Source organism: Pseudoalteromonas sp. DL2-H2.2 (assembly GCF_021532535.1).
GTDB classification, from domain to species: domain Bacteria; phylum Pseudomonadota; class Gammaproteobacteria; order Enterobacterales; family Alteromonadaceae; genus Pseudoalteromonas; species Pseudoalteromonas rubra_A.
On sequence record NZ_JAKGBD010000003.1, the window covers coordinates 377,276 to 396,117 of the forward strand.

The window sequence follows — 18,842 nt, forward strand, 5'->3', positions numbered from 1 at the left end:
CCTCAGTTATACCTGGTAATCCACCTCCCGCAACAAGCCTTGTTTTGTCACCATCAAATACAACTTGATTAGGTTTAAGCAACTTTAGCGGTTTTTTAGTCAATTGAAGTTTCATTTTTATATCCTTACAAAGTTATTGTTAGTGAACTTGGTCATTACCAAGAATGTCATTTTGTATACAATATAATATTTAATCAAGCGTTTTCTGCTATTTTGCTGTGACTTGGATACGGATAGAAGACCGCTCGTTCCTGATAGGAGCTATGAAATGATGAGTTGACCCTGATTTCTCATCAGACCTCTTATAACCGTAAAAATATTCATACACAAACGAAAGTGTTTACGTTTACGTAAAGAATAACCTGCATGATCCGTAAAAATACTGAAGAATTAAACTGATATAATCCAATCGCGCGCATAATCAAGTCAATATATGGCTATTTAATGTATCATGCAGGCAGCTTTAACGCTTTTAGAGTCAATATCAACTCATATTGTGGATTGGTTAGAGAGTTAGTGATACAGTTCGATGAATTTCAGCGCTATCTGACTCAAAGTCAGTCTATAACGGAGAACAAACAAAGTGGCTGTATTTAACCAAGTTGAATTTGATAACCACGAACAAGTGGTTTTTTGTTCTGATGAGGCATCGGGCCTGAAGGCAATCATTGCTGTTCATAACACTAAGCTGGGTCCGGCGGTTGGTGGTTGTCGTCTGTGGGACTATGCAGATGATGTCGATGCTGTATACGACGTATTGCGTCTGTCAAAGGGGATGACTTATAAGAATGCCGTTGCCCGTCTGCCTTTTGGTGGTGGTAAATCTGTGATCATCGGTGATGCTAAAAAAATCAAATCTGAAGCCTTATTCAGAGCATTTGGCAAACACCTTGAGCGTCTTGGCGGTAGCTACTACTCAGCTGAAGATGTGAACATCACCACAGGCGATGTGATGACCATGCATAAAGAGACCAATTATGTAATGGGTCTTGAAGGTAAAAGTGGTAACCCGTCACCTTTTACTGCACTGGGTACATTCCTGGGTATTAAGGCGGCTTATCAGCACAAACATGGTCATCAGGATTTGTCTGGTGTGAAAGTATCGGTGCAGGGCTTAGGCGCGGTTGCATATACTTTATGTAAGCACCTGCATGAAGCGGGCGCAGAGCTGTTTGTGACGGATATTAACCAGGCATCGATTGACCGAGTTGTAAATGACTTTGGTGCAACTGCTGTGAGCATTGACGAAATCTACGACCTGGATGTTGATGTTTATGCCCCTTGTGCACTGGGTGCTACAGTAAACGACGAAACTATCCCTCGTATTAAAGCCAGCATTATCGCAGGTTGTGCGAACAACCAGCTTGCTGAATCAAGACACGGTGAGATCTTGCGTGAGAAGGGCGTGCTTTATGCACCTGATTACGTTATCAACGCCGGCGGTATTATCAACGTATACTACGAAACTAAGCCGGAAGGCTATAGTGAGGCTGCGGCGACCAAACATGTTGAAGGCATCTACGACACTTTGACAGAGATCTTTGTTCGCTCTGATGCTGAGCAAAAATCAACGCACCTGATTGCCGACGAGCTTGCACAGGAGATCATCGCAAACGGTTTGTAATCTTTGCATGATCCTATCAATATAGAGGGGTATTTCTCCCTCTATATTGAATTATGAAACAACTCACCTCATTAGACTGGCCCCGGGCCGAACACTTTGATTTTTACCTCGGCTTCGAGCAGCCTTTTTTTAGTATTACCACCCGCCTTAAAACAGGTTCATTATATACGCTGTGTAAGCAACGGCAGCTTTCGTTTACCTATAGTTATTTATATTGTCTGAGCAAGGCTTGCCAAAACTACGCGCCCATTCGTTACCGCATAGTCAATAGCCGTCCTTGCGTTGTTGAAGAAGTCGACATGAGTTGTGTGTTCTTGCGCGAAGACAGAAGCTTCAGATTTGTGCCTTTGGTTGCTTGTGAGGATATCCACGACTACATTAAAAATAATGATGCACAGAAAAAGGCGTTTCTGGATCAGCCCTTGGTAAGTGAACATTTTTTGGCAACTAGCGATAATCCGCAGCAACTTTATCTATCCATTTTGCCGTGGTTCGATTTTACTAGCTTTAGTCATGCCCGAAATGCAAAAGATAACCTGGGCATTCCAAAATGTGTGTTCGGCAAACTTGACCCACAAACCGGTGAATTGCCATTTTCAGTTGAGGTACATCACGGGTTGATGGACGGATTGCATGTAGCAGAATTTATCCAGGAAATAGAAACACAGTGCAAAATACTGTCTGAACAGTTATTAGCCTAAACGCTCATCCGTAACTGAATTAGCTGTTGCGTAAAAGTGAACATTAAGTGTTCAGCTTGTGCCTAGTAGCTTGATATTAAAAATGAAATTGAGCCCGTGATTGTGCAAAATAAAGGTCGATGTTCAGGCCAAAATGGCTGTAATAAAATGTAAATAAAGTTGCTTTGTGTATGAAATATAAGTGCTTAAGGTTTTTATTCTTGGTTTCCTTGTTAATACAATGTTTTATTTCAATTTATTTCATCGCGACAAGCAAAAATTGTTTTAAACATGAAGTTGACATGGGCAATAGCATTTAGCATTATTGCACGGTTGATACTGCTAAAAGTATCCGGGGTACTCTCATAGAGAGTGCAAAAATTATAAAAGTAACATTACTTAATTGGTTGGGAACTATGTCTGTTAAAATCAGAAAGAGCCTTGTAGCTTCAGCGCTTTTTGGCGCAGCGGCAATTGCAAGCAGCAATGTGATGGCAGATCCTTTGAATGACATACAAAAAGTAGGTCAGCAAACTCAAACGGCTGCTAAAAAGTCTCAAGACAAGATTGATGGTATCTACGGTCAAACTATCGAAATGGTAGCTGAATACCGTGGAATTGTTGACGAAACAGAACTTCTGAAAGTTTACAACGATCACGTAGCACGTTTGGTTGCAGACCAAAATGCAAATATCGAATCTCTAGAACGTCAGATCGCGACGGTTGATAAAACTAAGCAAGACGTTGTGCCTTTGATGTATCGCATGATTGATACACTCGAGCAATTCATCAAAGCGGACGTGCCGTTTGATACTGAAAAGCGTCTAGAACGCATCGAAAGACTTCGTGAAACGCTAACTAACGCGAAAGTAACGACGTCTGAAAAATACCGTCAGGTACTTGAAGCATACAGCATTGAAACTAACTACGGTTCAGCAATGGTTGCTTCTCAAGGTTCACTTGAAGTAGGCGGTAAGAACATTAATGTTGACTTCGCCCGCCTGGGTCGTATCGCTTATGTTGCTCAGTCTTTTGACCAGAAGCAAGCATGGGTTTGGAATACCAGCAGCAAGCAGTGGGATCAGCTAGGTGAGGAATACCTGAAGCCTGTCAAAGACATGATCCGTATCGCACGTGGTCAGGCTGCCCCAGAACTAGTTAAACTACCTATTTTCGGCGCGGAGTAATAAAACATGAAGAAACTATTTAAAGGTTTTGCCGTTGCTGCAGCATTAACAGTTTCTGCTGGTGGCGCGTTGAACGCACACGCTAACACTGAGTCTCTGGATAAAATCCTTGAGCAAGTGAAGCAGAACCGTATCTCTGAAGGTAAAATCAACAAAGCTCGTGAACAAGAGTTCCTGTCAGATCGCGCTGACAAGCAAGCTTTGCTGAACAAAGCTAAGCGTGACCTGGCTGCTGAAAAAGCACGTGGCGAGCGTCTTAACAAGCAATTCAAGCAAAACGAAGTAACACTAGCTGAGAAAGAGACTGAGCTTGTAAACGCACAGGGTACTCTGGGTGAGATGTTCGGTGTGGTACGTCGTAACGCTGCTGAAGCAATCGGTGCAATCGAAGCGTCTATCATCAGTGCTGAGAAGCCTGGACGTTCAGAAGTACTTCGTTCACTGGCTGCAGCTAAAGAACTACCAACTACTCGCGAGCTGGAAGAACTTTGGATTGCTTTCCAAACTGAAATGACGGAATCAGCTAAGATCTCTACTTTTGAATCTGAAGTAGCAGAGCTAAGCGGTGACATCAATGTTAAACAAGTAACACGTGTTGGTAACTTCAACCTGGTAACTAAAGACGGTTACGTTGTTTACGATGCAGAAAACAAGCAAATCGTACCACTTGGTAAGCAACCTTCTTCAGACGTTCTAGGCACTGTTGCTGATCTTCTGAACACGTCTGCTAACCAGTACACGCCTTTCGTTGTTGACCCAACGCGTGGTGCTATCCTACGTCTGAACACTCAGCGTGCAACTGTTGAAGAACGTTGGCACCAGGGTCAAGAAGTAGGTTACATCATCACTGCATTGTTGGCGCTGGGTGCATTAATCGCTGTTGTTCGTTTCGTTGACCTAATGTTGGTTGGTGCGAAGATCAAGGCGCAAATCAAGAATGCTAACAACCCAACGGATAACAACCCACTGGGCCGCATCTTGAAAGTATACCACGACAACAAGAACCAAGACGTTGAAAACCTTGAGCTTAAGCTTGATGAAGCAATCTTGCGTGAAACGCCTCGCATCGATGCTGGTATCAACATCATCAAGATCCTTGCAGCTATCGCACCGCTACTAGGTCTACTAGGTACGGTTGTTGGTATGATCATGACGTTCGAATCAATCACACTATTTGGTACTGGTGATCCGAAGATCATGGCAGGTAACATCTCTCTAGCACTTGTTACTACTGCGCTTGGTCTAATTGCTGCGCTACCGTTAATCCTACTTCACGCTATCGTTGCGGGTCGTAGTAAATCTATCCTACACATTCTTGACGAGCAAAGCGCGGGTATCGTTGCTGCGCACGCGGAGAAGGAGAGAGCATAATGCTAGTCCTGGTGGAGACGTGGGAATCTATCAGGGATTTTGTTGCTACAGGCGGCGATGTATTATACGTGGTCGCGATAGCACTCTTTCTAATGTGGGTATTAATGATTGAGCGCTATTGGTTCCTATTAGCTGAATTTCCTAAAATGAAAAAGGGAATAGTAAGCAAATGGGATGCCCGCCAAGATACTACATCTTGGTACGCACACAGAATCCGCGATGCATGGATTTCTGAAGCGTCTGAAAAATTAGATGAGCGCATGTTGATTATCAAAACATTGGTTGCAATGTGTCCGTTAATCGGTCTATTAGGTACAGTGACAGGTATGATTTCGGTATTCGAAACCATGGCTACACAAGGTACTGGTAACCCTCGATTGATGGCCTCAGGCATCTCAATGGCAACGATACCAACAATGGCTGGAATGGTTGCGGCACTATCAGGTGTATTCTTTAGTACCCGTCTTGAAGCGAGAGCAAAGATGGCTAAAGAGAAACTAATTGATAGCTTGCCACATCACTAGAGAGAGATTTTATTATGGCACGTAAACAACGTTTTCGTGAGGAAGAAGAAGCAGCAGTAGACATGACCCCGATGCTTGACATCGTATTCATCATGTTGATCTTCTTCATCGTTACTACCTCTTTTGTTAAAGAGGCCGGTATTGAAGTTAAAAAGCCAAAAGCTGCGCAGGCACAACAAACTAAGAATGCGAACATCTTTATCGCTATCCGTGAAAACGGTGAGATCTGGATGGACAAGCGTCAGGTTGATGTTGAGCGTGTAAGTGCGAACCTTGAAAATCTGTTAGCTGAGCAACAAACCGAGACCGTTATTATCCAGGCGGATAAAGGCGCGAAACACGGTGTAGTTGTTAAGGTAATGGACCAGATTAAGGCAACTGACGACGCCTTGAAGATTTCAATAGCTGGAGCTAAGTGATGATTCGATTTCTGTTTTCACTTCTTGCAGGTGGGGCAGTAACCTTCGGCTTATTCTTCTTTATGTCCTATCTTATCTCAGGAGGAGCGGATAGGGCTGATAACAAGAAGGAAGAGATCATAGTCGAGATTATGTCGAATCCGCCTGAATCAGATGTGCAGGAGAGGAAGCGTGTACCGCCTCCGCCTCCTCCACCGCCAAAGCAGCCGCCTAAACCGCAGCCGCCTCAGCCTGAGAATGCCAACCCGAATGCAGGTGCGATTGGCTTTAACATGCCTAGCATCGACATTGGTGGCACAGCTGGTGGTTTAAGTGGTCCTGGTGATTTCGGTCGTGACGGTGAAGCAACACCTATCGTTCGTATCGAACCTAAGTATCCGCCTCAAGCAGCGCGTGATGGTAAAGAAGGCTGGGTACAGCTGCGCTTCACTATCAATGAGCTGGGCGGTGTAGATGACATTGAGATCATCGATGCTGAACCAAAGCGTATTTTCAACCGCGAAGCAAAACGTGCGCTACGCAAGTGGAAATACAGACCTAAAATTGTTGATGGTAAGCCGCAAAAGCAACCTGGTATTACTGTACAACTTGACTTTAAACTTAACCAAGATTAAAGGAGTAAGGTATGAAGCAAATGTCTAAAGCAACAGCTCTTGCTCTGATGATGTCTTTGGCAGGCGGTGCTTTAAGCACTGCCGCATTCGCCGCTCCCGATCCAGCAAAGATCGAAGCGCGCAAAAATGCCAAAACCAAGGTTATGGGTGAGCGAGTTGGTAAAAAGGTTATTAAAGCGTTTGACTTGTATAATGAAGACAAAGTTGATGAAGCAATTGCATTATTGCTTGAAATTGACGCGTCTGACGAGTTTGACCGCGCCACGGTAAATCGTTACCTGGGTAACCTGTATGCTCAAAAAGAAGAGTATCAAACAGCAATTAAGTACATCCGTCAGGCAATTGCGCCAGACGTATTGAACTTCAAAGATCAGGGCGACTTGATCAAGCTGTTGGGTGACCTTCTGATTGGTACAGAGCAGTACGAAGGTGCTAAGAAATCTTACTATGACTGGATGGATTTCACCGGTGAACAAGACGCTAAAGTCTATGGTCGTATCGCTCAAGCCAACTATGAGCTGAAAAAGTACAGAGATGTTATTGAGCCTGCGGACCAAGCGATTGCGCTTAACAAAGAAGAACCTAATAAGTCATTCTACATGCTTAAAATTGGTTCTTACTTTGAGCTGAAACAGTTCAAAAACGCCGTTAAGGTTGCTGAAGAACTGGTTAAGCTTTTCCCGGAAGACCCGAAAATGTGGACTCAGTTGGGCTCCTTCTACATGCAAACGGAAGACTACAGAAAAGGTCAGACCGTGATGGAAGTGGCTTATCAGAATGGTTATTTTGAAAAAGAAAACCATTACAAAATTCTGAGCAGCTACTACTCATTGAACGAAATTCCATATAAAGCCGCTAAGGTGATGGAAAAGTCGGTCAAAGAAGAGAAGGTTAAGCGCACTAAGCAAAACGTTACAGCCATTGCCAGCTACTATCATCAGGCTAAGCACATCAACGATGCGGCTAAGTACTATGAAGAAGCAGCAAAGTTTGACGATGATGCTGAGTTATACCGCAAAGCGGGTAGTTTGTTACTTCAGGACCAGCAGTACAGTGCAGCGGTTGTTCGTCTGAACAAAGCGTTAGAACTGGGCTCTGAGAAGAAAGGTACAATCTACTCTGACTTGGCAGAAGCTTATCTGTATCAGGAAAAGTATAAGCAAGCATACACCGCGATTGTTAAGGCTCAGGAAGATCCTAGAACACGCAAATTTGCTCGCAGCTGGGCCTCTTTCATCAAAGAGAAAGCACAGCGTAAAGGCATCAGCCTTTAATACAGAAAAAGCCCCGCAAGGGGCTTTTTGCTTTTTGGGCGCTCACAAAGGGCCCATTACCTCGAATATATCAATTCAATCTTTACCTATAGAACACTGATTTAAGTGATAAAACCCCTCACTTTCTTTGTTATAATCGGAGCAGATTAGGCGCAGCTATGCCTGGCGCATCTTTGCAAAGTGAACAAGGTGGATAAACTGACATGAAAACCTCTCTGCGTTATGTTTCCTCAGCACTTCTGTTGCTGACGATGATCAGCGGTTGTACTGAGCCGCAAGTAAAGCTCTCGCACACAGATCTATCTGAGCAACTTAACCAGCTTAATTGGTTCTCATATCCGGCAGCGTCTCAGACCAGAAAGCCGCTCCAGAGTGAAGGCTCTTTAGAGCTGCCATTTACAGAAACTTATTTAAAAAAGCGCCACGACTTACTGCTGCGCGCAGATCTTGATAATTTTGCTGAAACAGCGGCGCAGGAAGCCCAGTATCTGTCTATACAGCAGCGATATCCGGAGCGCTTCCTACCCTGGCCGGTACATTTAAATCTACCTGTGATTGCACAGGCGCATCAGGTGGCATCGTCTCAGATGGATGCCTGGTACGGCTATGTTGAGGCACGGCTTAATGAAGCCCGGGAAAGTAAAATTTTGCTGAACCGGGTTGAGAGACAGCAGTTACTCGATTACTTGACGTCTGATATAACCACACAGTCCAAAGCCGCGCAAAGCCTGGCTGGGTACTTGGCAAGTTACCGGGTTAGATCATCTTTGGGCATGTACCAGTTACCTAATGGTAAAGAGTGGTACCAAAGCAAGCTCAATTTTTACAGCGGTACGGTGAACTCGCCAGAAGCTTTGCTCGGCAAGTTACAAAACCTGGAAAGCGAAGCCCCTGAGGGAGCAGCCCGGGTTAATTTCAGCCTGACCCCGCCATTGGTGCACCAGTTATTAGCTGCGTGTGATAAGCGAGCTGGGCTCAACTGGCGCGATGGGTTTGTGTCTTTGCAGCAAACGGCCAATCAGTGTGAGCAGATACTCACTAACGGTGAACGTCTTTTCGCGGTAGCCATGATGGAAGTGGATCTGGGTGTGCATTATTTTGCCTGGTCGCAGAAACAAGCTCTGTTGGCACTGCAATCAAGGTTAGCGCTGAATGAAGACCAGGCCTTCGTTGTGCTTAAAGATATCCTTTTCTTCCCTGCGACCAGTTTTGCGTTGTTAAGACAAATTACTTCTTCTTAGCCACACAGTCAAGGCACCTTTGCGCAGCCGGGTCAACGGCCAGCAGGGTGTCTTCAATTTTCTTCTCACAGTCGCAGCAGTAGCCAAACTGGCCAATGTCCATCTGACAAATCGCCGCTTCAACCTTCACCAGGCGTTCGAAGTTAGGAAACTGACCCGGGCAGATCCGATCGCTAGCGATATCAACCCATTCATGTGGCGGTGATGATTGTAAGGTATCGATCAACGCCTCGGTCGCGTGGTTACTGGCTTGTTTTAGATCCGCAAGAAACTCATGCCGGATCTGGTCGAGCTCAGCCTGCAATTTTACCTGATAGTGATGCATTAAATTCTCATTCATGGCGCTCTTCTCCTTTTCTGAGCATCCATTATCTATTAGGCAGCAGGCTCATTGTTATGATTTGAATCAAGCAGCGGGGACTTTGCGTATTTATCAAGCACAGATACTACGTCGTCTTTGCTTTTCAGGCGTTTTATTTCATCAAATAAAGTATGGGCCTGAGGGTACTGTAATTTTAAGTAACCAAGCCACTGCTTAGTGCGTGATGAGAAGTACTTTGCTCCCACCTCAGGGTCCTGGTGCATTGAGGAGTGCAATATATGATAGACCACTTCCTGCCAGTCAAGTGGACGGTATTCACGGCCCTCTACATGGGCTTTAATTTTTGCGGCCAGATCCGGCGTGGCAAGAGCTCCGCGGCCCAGCATCAGGTTGTCGCAGGCGCTGCGCTGCTGGCAACGCATGGCGTCTTCTACCTGCCAAATTTCTCCATTGGCAACGACTGGAATGGTCAGGCGCTTTAGAAGAGGCGGGATTTTTTCCCAATAGGCTGGTGGTTTATAGCCATCGCGTTTGGTACGGGCATGGATCACCAGGCTGGATGCGCCGGCACTTTGCACTGCATCGACAATTTCTGTGCTGTTTGAATCGTCATCAAAACCAAGGCGAATTTTGGCGCTGACCTCATGCTCTTGTGGCACTGCCTCGCGCACAGCCCGGATGATTTGATAAATTTGTTCGGGTTCTTTTAGCAGTACAGCGCCGCCTTTGCTTTTATTGACGGTTTTAGCTGGACAGCCAAAGTTCAGATCAACGCCGTGCGAGCCCAATTTAACGGCTTTTCTGGCATTGGCCGCCAAGACATGAGGCACTTGTCCAAGTAGCTGGATCCGCACTGGCGTACCTGCTCTGGTCAAGCCGCCATTCAGAAGCTCCGGGCAATAACGGATAAACACACGCCGCGGCAAGGTCAAGTCGACCACGCGGATGAACTCAGTGACACACATGTCGAATCCACCCAGATCGGTCAGTAGTTCGCGCATTTTAAAGTCGACAACGCCCTCCATAGGGGCTAAAAATAGTTTCATTATTACCGCACCAGAAAAAATTCGCGCTATTCTATACGAGAGAAGATGATTTATTAATAGGGAAATGGAGATAAAAATTTCTCAAGTGCTGAAATAAATATCTTCAGTCCGTGGTCTACTAGGCGAATCAACCATTTTTTATTGCTACCGATTGAGAGAGAACAAGATGAAATCAGTAAAGAAAACTAACACACTTGCGATGACATTAGGCGCTGCAGTTGTGACTGCCGCAACCTTCAGTGCACCAGAGGCTGCTGCAAACCCATTTAGCTTTGAGCAAATGACTGCTGGTTATCAGCTAGACGCGGGCGAAGGCAAATGTGGCGAAGGTAAATGCGGCGGCGATGCCAAAGGCAAAAAAGAGGGCAAGTGCGGCGAAGGTAAATGCGGCGGCGATGCCAAAGGTAAAAAAGAGGGCAAGTGCGGCGAAGGTAAATGCGGCGGCGATGCCAAAGGTAAAAAAGAAGGTAAGTGCGGCGAAGGCAAATGCGGCGGCGATGCCAAAGGTAAAAAAGAGGGCAAGTGCGGCGAAGGTAAATGCGGCGGCGATGCCAAAGGTAAAAAAGAGGGCAAGTGTGGCGAAGGTAAATGTGGTGGCCACGCTTAACAGCTGATCAGGCTAAGGAGTGATAATGAATAAACCGTTTGGTATGGTCGGTATGGGCCTGAGGCGCGAGATGTTGGATGATATTCTGGCCTCGCCACCTCAGCAGGTTGACTATTATGAAGTAGCACCTGAAAACTGGATGACGCTCGGTGGCAAGTACGCCGCTCAGTTTTCTGAGCTAACTGCCCGGCATCCTTTTGTTTGCCATGGTTTGTCGTTATCACTCGGATCGCCGGCACCGCTGGATACGCAGTTTGTCAGCGATCTGAAAACTTTTTTTGCAGCGCACAATATTCGCTGTTACAGCGAACATTTGAGTTACTGCTCGGGCGATGGTCACATGTACGATCTGATGCCTATTCCGTTCACCGAAGAAGCGGTCAAGCATACCGCGGCGCGGATCCGAGAAGTGCAGGACAGACTAGAACGTCGGATAGCCGTGGAGAACGTGTCCTATTACGCGGCACCAGGGCAGCAGTTGTCAGAGCTGGATTTTACTCGGGCTGTGCTTGAAGAAGCCGACTGTGATCTGCTGCTGGATGTGAACAATATTTACGTTAACTCAATTAACCATGGCTATGATGCCAGAGCGTTTTTAGCAGCAATGCCCAGCGAGCGCATCGCTTATGGCCATATTGCCGGGCACTATGTTGAAGCACAAGACCTGCTAGTGGACACCCATGGCGATGCAGTGTGTGATCCAGTTTGGCAATTGCTACAGCAAGCCTATCAAATACACGGCGTATTCCCGACACTGCTGGAGCGTGATTTTAATATTCCACCTATGGCGCAATTGCTGGAGGAGGTCGATCAGATCCATGCTGTGCAAAGTCTGGACAAGTCACATAGGGGGATAGCCTGATGTCCTTTGAGCAAGTTCAGGCCGAGTTTATGGCCCATATTAAGGACCCTGCAGCGCACCCAGTACCAGCGGGTGTTGAGGACCGGCGCATGCAGGTTTATCGTGATTTATTTTTCAATAATATCGAGGGCTTTGTTGCATCCACCTTTCCGGTACTCAAAAGCCTCTACGATGAACAGACCTGGCTCACGCTGGTGCGCAGCTTCTTTAGTCAGCATGATTGTCAGTCTCCGTACTTTTTAGATATTAGCCGGGAATTTCTGGACTTTTTACAAGAAGCGTACACGCCTACACCATCAGATCCGCCTTTTATGCTTGAGCTTGCGCACTATGAGTGGACAGAGCTGGAGGTAGCAATCGCCAAAGAGTGTGAAGCAGAATATCCTATTCCATTGCCTTTATCTGAGCAATCCGGTTTACATCTGGCACAAGCAGCTCGCAGTGTCAGCTATCAATATCCGGTACATCAAATCAGTGAAGATTATCAGCCCCAGACGACCTCGGGCCCACATTGTTTTATTGTGTATCGGGATCGTGCCTTTGATGTCCAGTTTATCGAAACTAACCCAATGACGGCCTTGTTGCTGCAAAATATTGTTGTTAATCCCGGAATCACCATCAGGGCATTAGCGGCCCAGCTGGCCGAGCAGTTTAGCCAGTTTGACGAACCAACCTTGATTAATGGCGCTGTTCAGACGCTGAGTCAGTTTGTTCGTCAGGGCATATTGGTCGATAAAAAAGCATAATACCCCTTTATCAGCCCTCTAAGTTCGATTATTATGGGCGCCGTTTTGTCGTGCTTAAGCTGAGTGCAGGACAGGCGGCCGAACTTGGGCGGTTTCGTCCGGGGCGCGCTGCCTGCTCACCCAGCGCTTAATAAATAAAGGTAGTAATATGTCTAAAGGTGATTTCAAAGATCCGTTCAACGCGAAGTATTTCCTGGCTTTTGTTGCTGTGTTTGCAGGCATTGGTTGTCTGAATGCAATTCTTGGCTGGGCAACGGCTCTGAGCGTTTAATCGCAGCATAACTCCTTCTGTTTAGACAGAATTAAAAAGCCATCCAGACACTGGGTGGTTTTTTTCTATCCGAACATCATGAAATTATCGTAAAATCCACCCTCCTGGCATTTCATGTAATTGCTTTCTTGTTATAATCGAGCTCTTTGATATCAAAACTTATTAAGCATCCGATTATGACACAAGCAAATTTGTCACTGATTAAAGACAGCATCGCGACAGTTCCAAACTATCCGAAAGAAGGGATCATGTTCCGTGATGTAACGACCTTGTTGGCCAACCCGGCAGCGTTTAAGGCAACCATGGACTGCCTGGTTGACGCGTACAAAGATCAAGGTTTTACTAAAATTATTGGTACTGAATCACGCGGCTTTATTTTTGGTGCGCCATTGGCCTACGAACTCGGCTTGCCTTTTATTCCGGTACGTAAGCCAGGTAAGCTTCCGCGCGAAGTGATCAGTCAGTCTTACCAGCTGGAATATGGTGAAGATGTACTTGAACTGCATGTTGACGCCATTGAAGAGGGCGACAAAGTCCTGTTGGTCGATGACTTGCTGGCAACGGGCGGTACTATTGAAGCCACCGCTAAGCTGGTAGAGCGCCTGGGTGGTAAAGCCACCGATGCTGCGTTTGTGATCTCATTGCCAGAGCTGGGCGGCGAAAAGCGCGTGGCAGACATGGGCATTAAAGTGCTGAAACTGGTCGAGTTTGACGGCGAGTAACGCACTATGAGTTATCAGGTTCTGGCGCGTAAATGGCGTCCACAGTCGTTCCACGAAATGATGGGACAGGAGCATGTTAAGCAGGCACTCATCAATGCATTGAATGAGCAGCGACTGCATCATGCCTATCTGTTTACCGGCACGCGGGGCGTGGGCAAAACAACCATTGCGAGGATCTTCGCCAAGAGCCTGAACTGCGAGGTGGGGATCACCTCCACCCCGTGTGGCCAATGTAGTGCGTGTGAAGAGATTGAAGCCGGTAAGTTCATTGATCTTATCGAGATAGATGCTGCATCGCGTACTAAGGTCGAAGACACCAGAGAAATTCTGGACAATGTGCAATATGCGCCAACGCGTGGTCGCTACAAAGTGTACCTGATTGACGAAGTGCACATGTTGTCCAAGCACAGTTTTAATGCTTTGCTGAAAACCCTGGAAGAGCCGCCGGAACACGTTAAGTTCCTGCTGGCAACCACAGATCCGCAAAAATTACCGATCACCATATTATCGCGCTGTTTGCAGTTTAACCTTAATGCCATGGCGCAGAGCCAGATAGTAACCCAGCTGGCGCAGATTTTGCCCCAGGAGTCTGTCAACTTTGAACAGACGGCACTGGAAGTCCTGGCCAAGGCAGCAGACGGCAGTATGCGTGATGCACTGAGCCTTACCGATCAGGCGATTGCACAAACGAATGGTGAGCTGAATTTACCGGCTGTGCAACAAATGCTGGGCCTGATGGACAGCAGCCATGCCGTATTACTGATGGCCGCCGTGCTATCGCAAGACGGTGAAACCCTGTTGGCAGAAGTGGCCGATATTGCGTTGAAAAATGGCAACTTCGCCAGCGTGCTGGATGATTTGATCAGCCTGCTGCATCTGGTACAGCTTACGCAGTTAGTGCCTCAGGCCGCCAATTTTGGTCAGTTCGAGGCTGAGCAGGTAAAAACACTGGCTCAGCAGCTAACACCGCAGGACACTCAGTTTATGTACCAGTTGCTGCTTGCGGGTAAAAAAGACTTAAGCTGGGCACCTGAACCCAGGCTTGGTTTTGAAATGATCATGCTGAGATTACTGGCGTTCGAGCGTGCCGATTTTTCTCAGGCCGCTGGTCCGGCGCCTGCGGGAGCTGCAAAGGATCCGGGTAAAGTCGGCAAACTGCGAGATATGTTAAGTGCCAAACAGCGTGGTCCGCAGGCTCAGCTCAGCACGCCTGCACCTGAGCGCCAAGATCCCGTGGCACAACATCAGGCAAAGACCTCTGAGCCACAGCCCGTGCCACAGCAAAGTGCAGAAGTAGCAGCACAGCAAAGCCCCGCGCCTGCACAGCAGCCAAATGCACAAGCAGCTCCACAGCAAACTTACGCGCCTGAACAACCTGCACAGCAGCCAAATGCACAAGCAGCTCCACAGCAAGCTTACGCACCTGAGCAACCTGTACAGCAGCCAAATGCGCAAGTAGCTCCACAGCAAGCTTATACGCCTGAGCAACCTGCACAGCAGCCAAATGCACAAGCAGCTCCACAGCAAGCTTATACGCCTGAGCAACCTGCACAGCAAACTGCGCCACAGCAGCCAATACCACCCGCTGAGCAGATGAATGCTGAACCGGCACATACGGCGCCGCCTCAGCAATCACCGGAAGACGTCTCGATTGAACAACAATATCAGGACATCATGGCGCAGGCCGAATCACAGGGGTATGAGCAACATCAGAGCGAGCCTGCGCATCAGCCAGTGCCTGCTCAGCAGCAAAATAGTGTGCCCCAGCAGGAGACACAAGCACCAGAGCACACGCCAGTGCAGCAGCTGGCGCAAAAGCAACAGCAGGCTCAATCGGCCATTGCCCGCATTTTACAAAACCGGCAGATCTCCGGGGCTGGCAGGTTGCTGGGAGGAGAGGGCGAAGCAAAAAAGTCTGAGCCGCAACAGGGAGCTGGCACGGTGCCCGGCGCTGTTGCGTCAGGCAGAAGATTGCCACACACCCCGCTTGCAGATGATAGCCAACAAAGCGCACAGCATTTGGCTCAACCACAAGAGCAGATCCCTGAGCAACCGCAGCAAGCTTTTCAGCCTGCCGCAGTGCAGCGCAAAGGCAAAAAGCCCGAGATGGCAGAGCGCTTTAAAAAAGACGAAAGCAAGCTGGCACCTGAGCTGCTTGAGCAGTTAGCACCGCAAGCGCCGGGTGAGCAGGAAACTCAGGACACAACTCTGGATATTCCTGCACCAGAGAATTTTGTCAGCCCTATCAGTGACATTAAATTCGCCCACCAAAAAGATGATTGGGCACAGATGATTGAACAAATGCAACTGGGTGGTCGGGTCAGGCAGTTTGCGTTGCATGCCATGTTCAACCAACAAGGCCTGCATTGTACTTTGCAGGTAGAGCAGAGCCAGCAACATCTGGATTCCAGTATGCTCAGAGAAAAATTGCACGAAAGCTTGGCTGAGCAACTCAATGAGCCAGTAGAGCTCAATATTGAATTTGTTGACGCTGTGAACAACACGCCATTTCTTATCCAGCAGGATATTGATAAGCAGAGATACCTGCAGGCGGTTGATGCGGTCAATAGCGACCCCGTGATCCAGGCCTTTGCCCGCGAGTTTGAGGCCTCGGTAGACGAAAAATCGGTAAGGGCATTGTAATTGCGCAAGTAAGCCCTTATCTTGTATCCCATAGAATTTTAATTTTGAAGTGTAAGAGAGCAGACTATGTTTAAAGGTGGAATGGGCAATATCATGAAGCAGGCGCAGCAAATGCAAGAGCGCATGGAAAAAGCCCAGGAAGAGATTAAAAACCTCGAAGTCGTTGGCGAAGCAGGCGCAGGCCTGGTTAAAGTCACTATGCTGGGCAGCCACAACGTGCGCCGCGTAGAGATCGACGAAAGCCTAATGGAAGACGACAAAGACATGATCGAAGACTTGCTGGCAGCAGCAGTCAATGACGCTGTACGCCGTGTAGGTGAAGAGTCGCAAAAGCGCATGTCAGAAGTCACCGGCGGCATGCAAATGCCTCCGGGTTTCAAAATGCCTTTCTAGTTGAAAGTAAAAGAAAAATAGCGCCTGATGGCGCTATTTTTTTGCGTATATCCCGACAATTTCCAACAGCAAAATAGCAAGGACATAGATGAGTAAGCGTGCGCTGGTTTTTCCAGCCAATTTTAAGCTGGTTTTATATGCAATGGCAGTGATGGTTGTGGTGCAGCTGTTGGGGAGTGTGATTGGCTTGCCGGTGGGTCGACTCGGGATCATCCCACATAATGAGTATTACCTGAGTGGCATTATCACCGCGCCTTTTGTGCATGGCAGCTGGGGTCATTTAATGAGTAACTTGATTGGCCTCACTATCAGTGGTTATCTGGCCGCGAGGTTACCCAAGTTCAAAAGAGCGACTTTGCTAATCCTGGTTGCGACCGGGCTACTCGTGTGGCTATTCGCCGGCTCAGGTAATCACATTGGCGTATCTGGTCTGGTCATGGGATATTTTGGCCTGCTACTGGGGGCTGCGCTGTTTAACCGCGATGTGCTTGGCATCGTGAGCTTTATTGCCTTACTGATATTCACTTATTATGCCAACATCAGCTTTTTAGCGACTTTGTTCGATTTCTCAGCGCAAACCAGCAGCTCAAGCCATATCTTTGGTTTTATTAGCGGACTGGGCGCAGCTTATTTGACAAAGACAAGCCGCAAGAGTGCACTGACGAAGTAGAGTTATAACTTATCGGCTGCACTTTGAGTTACAGGATGAAGCAAACCGGGTTTAGCTGAGGTCTATCTGGTATCCAACTGGGTTGCAATGACCGCACCTATTCTAGATTTACCCGTGAGTACGGCAAACTTGGAAGCTTAAGAAGCATAACAACTTGTAACGCAGGGAAAAAGTGGCTCTAATAGACTTTTAAAAGCTGTTTAGGCCGAGATTGAGTTGTATATCGGCTCGAGTTAAAAGTTGAGATTGTGTCTTGTGATAGAGCTCAGTCGCAAAAGGAGTTTTAAATGTTGAGAGTGAGTCTTGTCACACTATTTCTATTGATATCATCAGTGGCCAATGCCGCTAGTTTTACTGTAGTGGAAATGCCCAAGTCAAAGTACCTTGCAAAAACACCAAAGATCACGGTGGCATTACCCGCTTCATATTCCTCAAATTCGAGCAAAAGGTACCCTGTGCTTTACCTGCTTGATGGTGAACTGAATGGTGAATTAGTTCACGGCATGTTGCAAAGGCTGCACGCATCAAACGGGTCTTACGAACACATAATTGTTGGCATAACCAGTCAAAATCGAATAAAGGATTTTGCGCCAACAGTAAATCAGGATCCGAGAGGGCCTGTTGGCGAAGGGGGTGGGGGAGATGCTTTCTTAGATTTCATTGAAAAAGAACTTATGCCAACCATTGCTGAAAATTATCGCACGGGTCAATTCAATTCGCTTGCCGGGCACTCTATTGCGGGCTTATTAGTGCTCCATAGCTTTCAGTCTCGCCCTGAATTATTTCAAAGCTTTTTAGCATTCAGCCCCGCCGTTTGGTGGGGTGCGCGTGAAACCGCCGAAGCAACCAAGAAATATGTTTCATCACAAAGGCGGGTGCAAAACTACCTCTATATGAATATAGGCAGCGAAAGCGGCGAAATGCGCGAGGTTTATGATTCCCTGGCAGACACAATATTAAGAAACCGTCATTTAGACGCAAAACTGCAGCTAGACGAGTTTGATGATGAGTCGCACGATTTTACACTGGCCGTTGGCTTATATAATGCGCTGAAAGGGTTGTTTCATTACCAACAGCAGCAAAAAGGGAGATGATTATGTATGAATATTTAGTCGGGTTAGCGGTTTCAGATGATGAAATATACGCCCAATATCGCGCTGCGATGACGCCTATTTTGCGCGTTTATCAGGGCGGGTTTGGGTTCGATTTTATCGTCAGTGAAGTACTGCAATCTGAAACGGATAAACCAATCAACCGGGTCTTTACTATCCAGTTTCCAAGTAAAGAAATGTCTGAGCGTTTTTTCTCAGACGAAGACTACTTGCAGGTAAAGGCGCGCTATTTTGATGCGTCGATTACGCACACCACAATTATTTCTAGCTATGAAAAGCACAATTGAAGTGTGCACATTGTCAATCACAAGAATAAATGAATAAGAGCAAGAGTATGATGTTCAGGCAAATAGTCAAAGCAACAACAGGTTTGAACAAGTCAATGTCGTGTTTACCCGCAACTGATAAACGAAATAGTGGCCTTGGTGTGGGCGTACTGACTAATGACTCGAGCTCTGAGATTTAGGGTTTTACTTTAGAGGTTTTGTAGAGAGTTACAGCAGTATTTTGGCTC

Annotated in this window: 21 protein-coding genes; 19 read left to right on the forward strand and 2 right to left on the reverse strand. The window is 46.9% G+C overall.

The annotated features are described in order from the left end of the window. Window positions 1-583 precede the first annotated feature (583 nt). The 9 genes from L1285_RS07380 (at window position 584) to L1285_RS07420 (ending at window position 8,934) form a co-directional block, all read left to right on the forward strand. Window positions 584-1,624, forward strand: coding sequence for a Leu/Phe/Val dehydrogenase (locus L1285_RS07380; RefSeq protein WP_235411616.1), 1,041 nt, complete (start codon window positions 584-586; stop codon window positions 1,622-1,624). Window positions 1,625-1,677: 53 nt separating this feature from the next. Beyond that, complete coding sequence (locus L1285_RS07385; protein WP_235411617.1) at window positions 1,678-2,325, forward strand: CatA-like O-acetyltransferase; 648 nt, start codon at window positions 1,678-1,680, stop codon at window positions 2,323-2,325. Between the two features lie 395 nt (window positions 2,326-2,720). Further along, on the forward strand, window positions 2,721-3,491 hold the full coding sequence (locus tag L1285_RS07390; RefSeq protein ID WP_125784480.1) for a DUF3450 domain-containing protein: 771 nt from the start codon (window positions 2,721-2,723) through the stop codon (window positions 3,489-3,491). A 6-nt stretch (window positions 3,492-3,497) separates the two neighbouring features. Beyond that, a complete protein-coding gene (locus tag L1285_RS07395; RefSeq protein ID WP_235411619.1) occupies window positions 3,498-4,862 on the forward strand; it encodes a MotA/TolQ/ExbB proton channel family protein in 1,365 nt (454 codons plus the stop codon). Then, the gene (locus tag L1285_RS07400) at window positions 4,862-5,386 is read left to right on the forward strand and encodes a MotA/TolQ/ExbB proton channel family protein (protein ID WP_235411621.1); all 525 of its coding nucleotides are present in this window, start codon (window positions 4,862-4,864) and stop codon (window positions 5,384-5,386) included. The genes L1285_RS07395 and L1285_RS07400 overlap by 1 nt, the downstream gene beginning before the upstream one ends. 14 nt (window positions 5,387-5,400) lie before the next feature. After that, the gene (locus tag L1285_RS07405) at window positions 5,401-5,805 is read left to right on the forward strand and encodes an ExbD/TolR family protein (RefSeq protein WP_010381814.1); all 405 of its coding nucleotides are present in this window, start codon (window positions 5,401-5,403) and stop codon (window positions 5,803-5,805) included. Further along, window positions 5,805-6,419 (forward strand): energy transducer TonB, encoded by a 615-nt coding sequence (locus L1285_RS07410; RefSeq protein WP_021032687.1) that lies wholly within the window; start codon window positions 5,805-5,807, stop codon window positions 6,417-6,419. The genes L1285_RS07405 and L1285_RS07410 overlap by 1 nt, the downstream gene beginning before the upstream one ends. Before the next feature lie 11 nt (window positions 6,420-6,430). Beyond that, window positions 6,431-7,693, forward strand: coding sequence for a hypothetical protein (locus L1285_RS07415; protein ID WP_235411623.1), 1,263 nt, complete (start codon window positions 6,431-6,433; stop codon window positions 7,691-7,693). A 203-nt stretch (window positions 7,694-7,896) separates the two neighbouring features. Further along, window positions 7,897-8,934, forward strand: coding sequence for a hypothetical protein (locus L1285_RS07420; protein WP_235411625.1), 1,038 nt, complete (start codon window positions 7,897-7,899; stop codon window positions 8,932-8,934). Here the strand turns inward: L1285_RS07420 and L1285_RS07425 are convergent. Both L1285_RS07425 and L1285_RS07430 read right to left on the reverse strand, forming a co-directional pair. Continuing rightward, window positions 8,921-9,274, reverse strand: a complete 354-nt coding sequence (locus L1285_RS07425) for a TraR/DksA C4-type zinc finger protein (RefSeq protein ID WP_046006378.1) — start codon at window positions 9,272-9,274, stop codon at window positions 8,921-8,923. The two genes, L1285_RS07420 and L1285_RS07425, sit on opposite strands and share 14 nt — an antisense overlap. A gap of 35 nt (window positions 9,275-9,309) precedes the next feature. After that, window positions 9,310-10,302 carry a tRNA-dihydrouridine synthase gene (locus L1285_RS07430; RefSeq protein WP_235411626.1) on the reverse strand — a complete coding sequence of 331 codons (993 nt, stop codon included), beginning with the start codon at window positions 10,300-10,302 and terminating at the stop codon, window positions 9,310-9,312. A gap of 166 nt (window positions 10,303-10,468) precedes the next feature. On the opposite strand from L1285_RS07430, the gene L1285_RS07435 reads away from it, so the two are divergent. The 10 genes from L1285_RS07435 (at window position 10,469) to L1285_RS07475 (ending at window position 18,615) form a co-directional block, all read left to right on the forward strand. Then, window positions 10,469-10,909 carry an HvfA family oxazolone/thioamide-modified RiPP metallophore gene (locus tag L1285_RS07435; RefSeq protein WP_046006390.1) on the forward strand — a complete coding sequence of 147 codons (441 nt, stop codon included), beginning with the start codon at window positions 10,469-10,471 and terminating at the stop codon, window positions 10,907-10,909. A 25-nt stretch (window positions 10,910-10,934) separates the two neighbouring features. Then, window positions 10,935-11,771 (forward strand): HvfB family MNIO-type RiPP peptide maturase, encoded by an 837-nt coding sequence (locus L1285_RS07440; protein WP_235411628.1) that lies wholly within the window; start codon window positions 10,935-10,937, stop codon window positions 11,769-11,771. Continuing rightward, window positions 11,771-12,517, forward strand: coding sequence for an HvfC family RiPP maturation protein (locus L1285_RS07445; protein WP_235411630.1), 747 nt, complete (start codon window positions 11,771-11,773; stop codon window positions 12,515-12,517). Before L1285_RS07440 ends, L1285_RS07445 begins: the two co-directional genes overlap by 1 nt. Before the next feature lie 148 nt (window positions 12,518-12,665). Continuing rightward, on the forward strand, window positions 12,666-12,788 hold the full coding sequence (locus tag L1285_RS23580) for a hypothetical protein (RefSeq protein WP_268835989.1): 123 nt from the start codon (window positions 12,666-12,668) through the stop codon (window positions 12,786-12,788). A 176-nt stretch (window positions 12,789-12,964) separates the two neighbouring features. Next, window positions 12,965-13,510, forward strand: a complete 546-nt coding sequence (gene apt / locus L1285_RS07450) for an adenine phosphoribosyltransferase (protein WP_046006393.1) — start codon at window positions 12,965-12,967, stop codon at window positions 13,508-13,510. Window positions 13,511-13,516: 6 nt separating this feature from the next. Next, window positions 13,517-16,153 (forward strand): DNA polymerase III subunit gamma/tau, encoded by a 2,637-nt coding sequence (gene dnaX / locus L1285_RS07455; RefSeq protein ID WP_235411632.1) that lies wholly within the window; start codon window positions 13,517-13,519, stop codon window positions 16,151-16,153. A 66-nt stretch (window positions 16,154-16,219) separates the two neighbouring features. Further along, complete coding sequence (locus L1285_RS07460; RefSeq protein WP_010381780.1) at window positions 16,220-16,546, forward strand: YbaB/EbfC family nucleoid-associated protein; 327 nt, start codon at window positions 16,220-16,222, stop codon at window positions 16,544-16,546. Between the two features lie 88 nt (window positions 16,547-16,634). Beyond that, window positions 16,635-17,216 (forward strand): rhomboid family intramembrane serine protease, encoded by a 582-nt coding sequence (locus tag L1285_RS07465; protein WP_235411634.1) that lies wholly within the window; start codon window positions 16,635-16,637, stop codon window positions 17,214-17,216. 287 nt (window positions 17,217-17,503) lie between these two features. Beyond that, complete coding sequence (locus L1285_RS07470; RefSeq protein WP_235411635.1) at window positions 17,504-18,310, forward strand: alpha/beta hydrolase; 807 nt, start codon at window positions 17,504-17,506, stop codon at window positions 18,308-18,310. Between the two features lie 2 nt (window positions 18,311-18,312). Beyond that, a complete protein-coding gene (locus tag L1285_RS07475) occupies window positions 18,313-18,615 on the forward strand; it encodes a DUF1330 domain-containing protein (RefSeq protein WP_268835990.1) in 303 nt (100 codons plus the stop codon). Window positions 18,616-18,842: the final 227 nt, after the last annotated feature.

Excerpts from the sequence above, each read along its gene's own strand:
- L1285_RS07385 (WP_235411617.1), top strand. The coding sequence starts at position 1,678 with ATGAAACAACTCACCTCATTAGACTGGCCCCGGGCCGAACACTTTGAT.
- L1285_RS07390 (WP_125784480.1), top strand. The coding sequence starts at position 2,721 with ATGTCTGTTAAAATCAGAAAGAGCCTTGTAGCTTCAGCGCTTTTTGGC.
- L1285_RS07395 (WP_235411619.1), top strand. The coding sequence starts at position 3,498 with ATGAAGAAACTATTTAAAGGTTTTGCCGTTGCTGCAGCATTAACAGTT.
- L1285_RS07400 (WP_235411621.1), top strand. The coding sequence starts at position 4,862 with ATGCTAGTCCTGGTGGAGACGTGGGAATCTATCAGGGATTTTGTTGCT.
- L1285_RS07405 (WP_010381814.1), top strand. The coding sequence starts at position 5,401 with ATGGCACGTAAACAACGTTTTCGTGAGGAAGAAGAAGCAGCAGTAGAC.
- L1285_RS07410 (WP_021032687.1), top strand. The coding sequence starts at position 5,805 with ATGATTCGATTTCTGTTTTCACTTCTTGCAGGTGGGGCAGTAACCTTC.
- L1285_RS07415 (WP_235411623.1), top strand. The coding sequence starts at position 6,431 with ATGAAGCAAATGTCTAAAGCAACAGCTCTTGCTCTGATGATGTCTTTG.
- L1285_RS07420 (WP_235411625.1), top strand. The coding sequence starts at position 7,897 with ATGAAAACCTCTCTGCGTTATGTTTCCTCAGCACTTCTGTTGCTGACG.
- L1285_RS07425 (WP_046006378.1), bottom strand. The coding sequence starts at position 9,274 with ATGAATGAGAATTTAATGCATCACTATCAGGTAAAATTGCAGGCTGAG.
- L1285_RS07430 (WP_235411626.1), bottom strand. The coding sequence starts at position 10,302 with ATGAAACTATTTTTAGCCCCTATGGAGGGCGTTGTCGACTTTAAAATG.
- L1285_RS07435 (WP_046006390.1), top strand. The coding sequence starts at position 10,469 with ATGAAATCAGTAAAGAAAACTAACACACTTGCGATGACATTAGGCGCT.
- L1285_RS07440 (WP_235411628.1), top strand. The coding sequence starts at position 10,935 with ATGAATAAACCGTTTGGTATGGTCGGTATGGGCCTGAGGCGCGAGATG.
- L1285_RS07445 (WP_235411630.1), top strand. The coding sequence starts at position 11,771 with ATGTCCTTTGAGCAAGTTCAGGCCGAGTTTATGGCCCATATTAAGGAC.
- L1285_RS23580 (WP_268835989.1), top strand. The coding sequence starts at position 12,666 with ATGTCTAAAGGTGATTTCAAAGATCCGTTCAACGCGAAGTATTTCCTG.
- apt (WP_046006393.1), top strand. The coding sequence starts at position 12,965 with ATGACACAAGCAAATTTGTCACTGATTAAAGACAGCATCGCGACAGTT.
- dnaX (WP_235411632.1), top strand. The coding sequence starts at position 13,517 with ATGAGTTATCAGGTTCTGGCGCGTAAATGGCGTCCACAGTCGTTCCAC.
- L1285_RS07460 (WP_010381780.1), top strand. The coding sequence starts at position 16,220 with ATGTTTAAAGGTGGAATGGGCAATATCATGAAGCAGGCGCAGCAAATG.
- L1285_RS07465 (WP_235411634.1), top strand. The coding sequence starts at position 16,635 with ATGAGTAAGCGTGCGCTGGTTTTTCCAGCCAATTTTAAGCTGGTTTTA.
- L1285_RS07470 (WP_235411635.1), top strand. The coding sequence starts at position 17,504 with ATGTTGAGAGTGAGTCTTGTCACACTATTTCTATTGATATCATCAGTG.
- L1285_RS07475 (WP_268835990.1), top strand. The coding sequence starts at position 18,313 with ATGTATGAATATTTAGTCGGGTTAGCGGTTTCAGATGATGAAATATAC.